Origin of the sequence: Capnocytophaga sp. oral taxon 329 str. F0087, assembly GCF_000213295.2 — a bacterium.
In the GTDB taxonomy this organism is placed as follows: domain Bacteria; phylum Bacteroidota; class Bacteroidia; order Flavobacteriales; family Flavobacteriaceae; genus Capnocytophaga; species Capnocytophaga leadbetteri_A.
In genome coordinates this window covers 1-3406 of sequence record NZ_KN390015.1, presented here as the reverse complement: position 1 = coordinate 3406, position 3406 = coordinate 1, and the positions used below count along the sequence as shown (strand labels likewise).

Genomic DNA, 3406 nt, shown 5'->3' with positions numbered 1-3406 from the left:
CTCGCCTACATATCTGATGCCTAAGGCAAAAAGCACCCTCTCAAACGGTATTTCTTTTGACTTTTCGATGCCTTTTACTATGTTTTCAGCACTCTTTTGTGCCATACGCTCTAAAGGTAGCAGTTTGGCAACAGTTACTTCGTAGAGGTCGGCATAGGTGTGTATGATACCAGCTCTAAAGAGTAGTTCTACTGTTTCCTCTCCCAAGCCCTCTATATCCATTGCTTTGCGCGAAATAAAGTGCTGTATCTTGCCTGTGATTTGAGGAGGACAGCTGTTGCTATTAGGGCAGTAGTGCTGTGCTTCGCCCTCGTTGCGCACTAAAGCTGTGCCACACTCAGGACAATGGGTGATATATTGGACTTTTTCCGCATTGGCTTCGCGTTTTTCTAAATTCACCCCTACTATTTTCGGGATAATCTCTCCGCCTTTTTCTACATATACTGAGTCGCCTATGTGTATGTCGAGTTTTTCTATCTGGTCGGCATTGTGCAGCGAGGCACGCTTCACGATAGTGCCGGCTAAAAGTACGGGCTGTAAGTTGGCTACAGGCGTAATAGCCCCTGTACGACCCACTTGGTAAGAGATGCTCTCTAAAAGGGTATCTACTTGCTCGGCTTTGAACTTATAAGCCATCGCCCAGCGCGGTGACTTAGAGGTGTAGCCTAATTCTTCTTGCTGTGCTATGCTGTCTACTTTCACCACTACGCCATCGGTTTCGTAGGGTAGGGTGTGGCGCTTGCTATCCCATTCGTTGATAAAGTCCATAACTTCGGCAGTTGAATGGCATAGTTTAGAGATGTTTGGCACTTTGAACCCCCAAGCGCGTGCTTTTTCTAATCCCTCAAACTGACTCTTTATGCCTGTGTCGCCTACTAAAAAGTATAACAAGCAGTCTAAGCCGCGTTTAGCTACTTCGGCAGTGTCTTGCAGTTTGAGGCTTCCGCTGGCGGTATTGCGCGGATTCATAAAAGGGTCTTCGCCTGCAGCAACGCGCTCTTTGTTGAGTGCTTCAAAAGCCTTTTTAGGCATTACTATTTCGCCGCGGATATAGAAACGCTCAGGATAATCGCCTTTTAGCTGTAGAGGCACTGAACCGATGGTACGCACATTGGCAGTAATATCATCGCCTTGAATACCATCACCACGTGTAGTAGCTTGCTTGAGTTTGCCATTTTCGTAGAGCAAATCAATAGAAGCGCCATCATACTTTAGTTCGCAGGTGAAGTTGATTTGGTCACTACCTAAAGTCTTGATGATACGTTGTTCCCATTCTTCTAAATCTTCTTTAGAATAAGAGTTGTCTAACGAGTACATACGATACTCGTGCACCACTGTAGGGAAGTTTTTGGTAATAGTACCCCCCACACGTACTGTAGGCGAGTTCTCGTCGTAATACTCGGGGTGCGCTTGCTCTAATGCCTGTAGTTCTTTGAGTTTTTGGTCGAACTCAAAGTCGGAAATAGTAGGCGTGTCGAGCACGTAATAATTGTAATTATGCTGATTAAGCTCCTCGCGAAGCTGCTGTATTTTTTCTTTCATTCTTATACACTATACTTTTGTCTTTATCGTAAGATACGGTCTGGTTCTTTGTTTTTCTCCCATTTTAGGTCAGAAAGCATTGAGGCTTTGATACCAATAAAGAAGTACCAAGAGGTGCGGTAACCAAAAGGGGTGAATTGAAAACTCATTTTGAAACTGTTCAGGTCGCGCTCGAAACGGAGCTGGGTGTATGTAAACCCTTTGTTTACAAAGTCGTAACCGCTCGAAAGCCCTACTTGCCACTTAGGGGTTAGCGATACATTGCCCGAGAACATCAGTGAGTTATTAGAAATCATACTTTCGCGCGCTTGATTGCTGTAAGTGAGTGAGTGCGCAAGCGTTAAATCCCAAGGGATAGTAGCCTGATAGAACTTTTGCTTCTCGTCTCCGTCTTTCTCCTCTTTCTTATCGCCAATATGCTGCACGTCATTTAGTGGCTTAGAAGACCCAAATAGGTCGTCAGTACGTCCGCCCGATACGTTGCCGGTACTCTTTTTATCCTTGCCGTTCTTGTCTTTCTTGTCCTTTTTGTCTTTGTTAGAGAAAGAATAGTTAGTAGAAATGTTGGCATTGGTTAGCCTAAAAAGGCTACCACCATTGTTGATATTCCACTTTTCCATTTGTCGCCCGTTATTGTCGATAGCATACGGATTGAGAGTGGCACCAAAATTAACCCCTAATTTGCCATTGAACAGAGCTGTACCTCCTGTAACGTTCACCGGACTGAATTGCTTGGTTATCACGTTGTAGTTAGAGCTGAAGTTGAGGCTGTTTAGTAGCATAACCTTTCGTGGAGCCGTTTCGGCACTGTCTTTTTGCTTCATCTTAGCCTCGAAAGTGTTAGCAAGTGAAAAGCCTATTGACTGCGATTCGTGTAGCCCTGGGGTGCCATAGATACCCCCCTCGAAGCGCGAGTACTGCATACGATTGCCATAAGCATCGGATATGTAATAATCATAATACTGGTCGAATGATGGGGTGTAGCCATAGCTTACTGAAGGGCGCATCACGTGACGGATAGCTTGTATGGCTGACCCTTTTTTGAAGCGGAAAGTACCATAAATGGTAGTTCCTAAGCTAGCCCCTAAGTTGTACGTCATAAAACGGTCGAAGCCGCTAAGGGTATCAATGCCTACCTTGCCAATAGTGCTATTGAAGTTGTTTTTGCGTATGGTTTTGAACTGCCAAGTTTCGTTGATAGATGAGTTGAGCCCTAAGGTGATGTATTTCATTAGTTTAGCAGTGGTGCTAATTGGGATAGAGTGTTGCACCCCATTGCGCGCCTCGTTGAACATTTTCTTTGAAAAGAAAAGGCTATCGTAGGTAGCAAAACGGTTGTCAGCCTGCATACTATACTGTAAGTTCAAACTCTTGATAAGTCCTTTTTTGGTTTCGCCCTCTTTAGCAAAAGGGTAAATACGCTCTACACTTCCGCGCAGCGAAGGCAGGGTCATATCTATACTTTTGGTGTTCGTATTCTGCGAGTGCGATGCCGATACAGACAAGTTCACCGAAGGCGATGAAGGAAAAGTCTTAGAGTATGACACTGACGACATCATCGTGTTGTTTAGGAAGTTAGAGGTATTAGCTTGATTATACGACTCTTGGTAGTACCTACTATTGCTCGACAGGTTTACAGAGGCTGAAAAGTTAGAGTTAGGGTTTGCCTTGCTGTCCTTGCTATGCGTCCACTGTATGCTGTACATCTGACTGCCCGAATAGTCGGGTAAGCCCCTCATACTGTAGATGTTATTCTCATAAGTAAGGTTGAAGCTACCGGTGTATCTGTAGCGCTTCACATAGGCCGATTGGGCACGCAGTCCGTAGCTGCCATTAGTGTAATAATCGGCTGTGAGGGCAAGGT

General features: G+C 45.0%; 2 protein-coding genes. Both read right to left on the bottom strand.

Annotated elements, in window-relative coordinates:
• Nucleotides 1–1542, bottom strand: a 1542-nt coding sequence (gene ligA / locus HMPREF9074_RS07730; RefSeq protein ID WP_034540188.1) for an NAD-dependent DNA ligase LigA, incomplete at its 3' end; no start/stop codon positions are given.
• Between the two features lie 23 nt (nucleotides 1543–1565).
• On the bottom strand, nucleotides 1566–3406 hold a 1841-nt coding region (locus HMPREF9074_RS07725; protein ID WP_034540186.1), incomplete at its 5' end, for a putative LPS assembly protein LptD.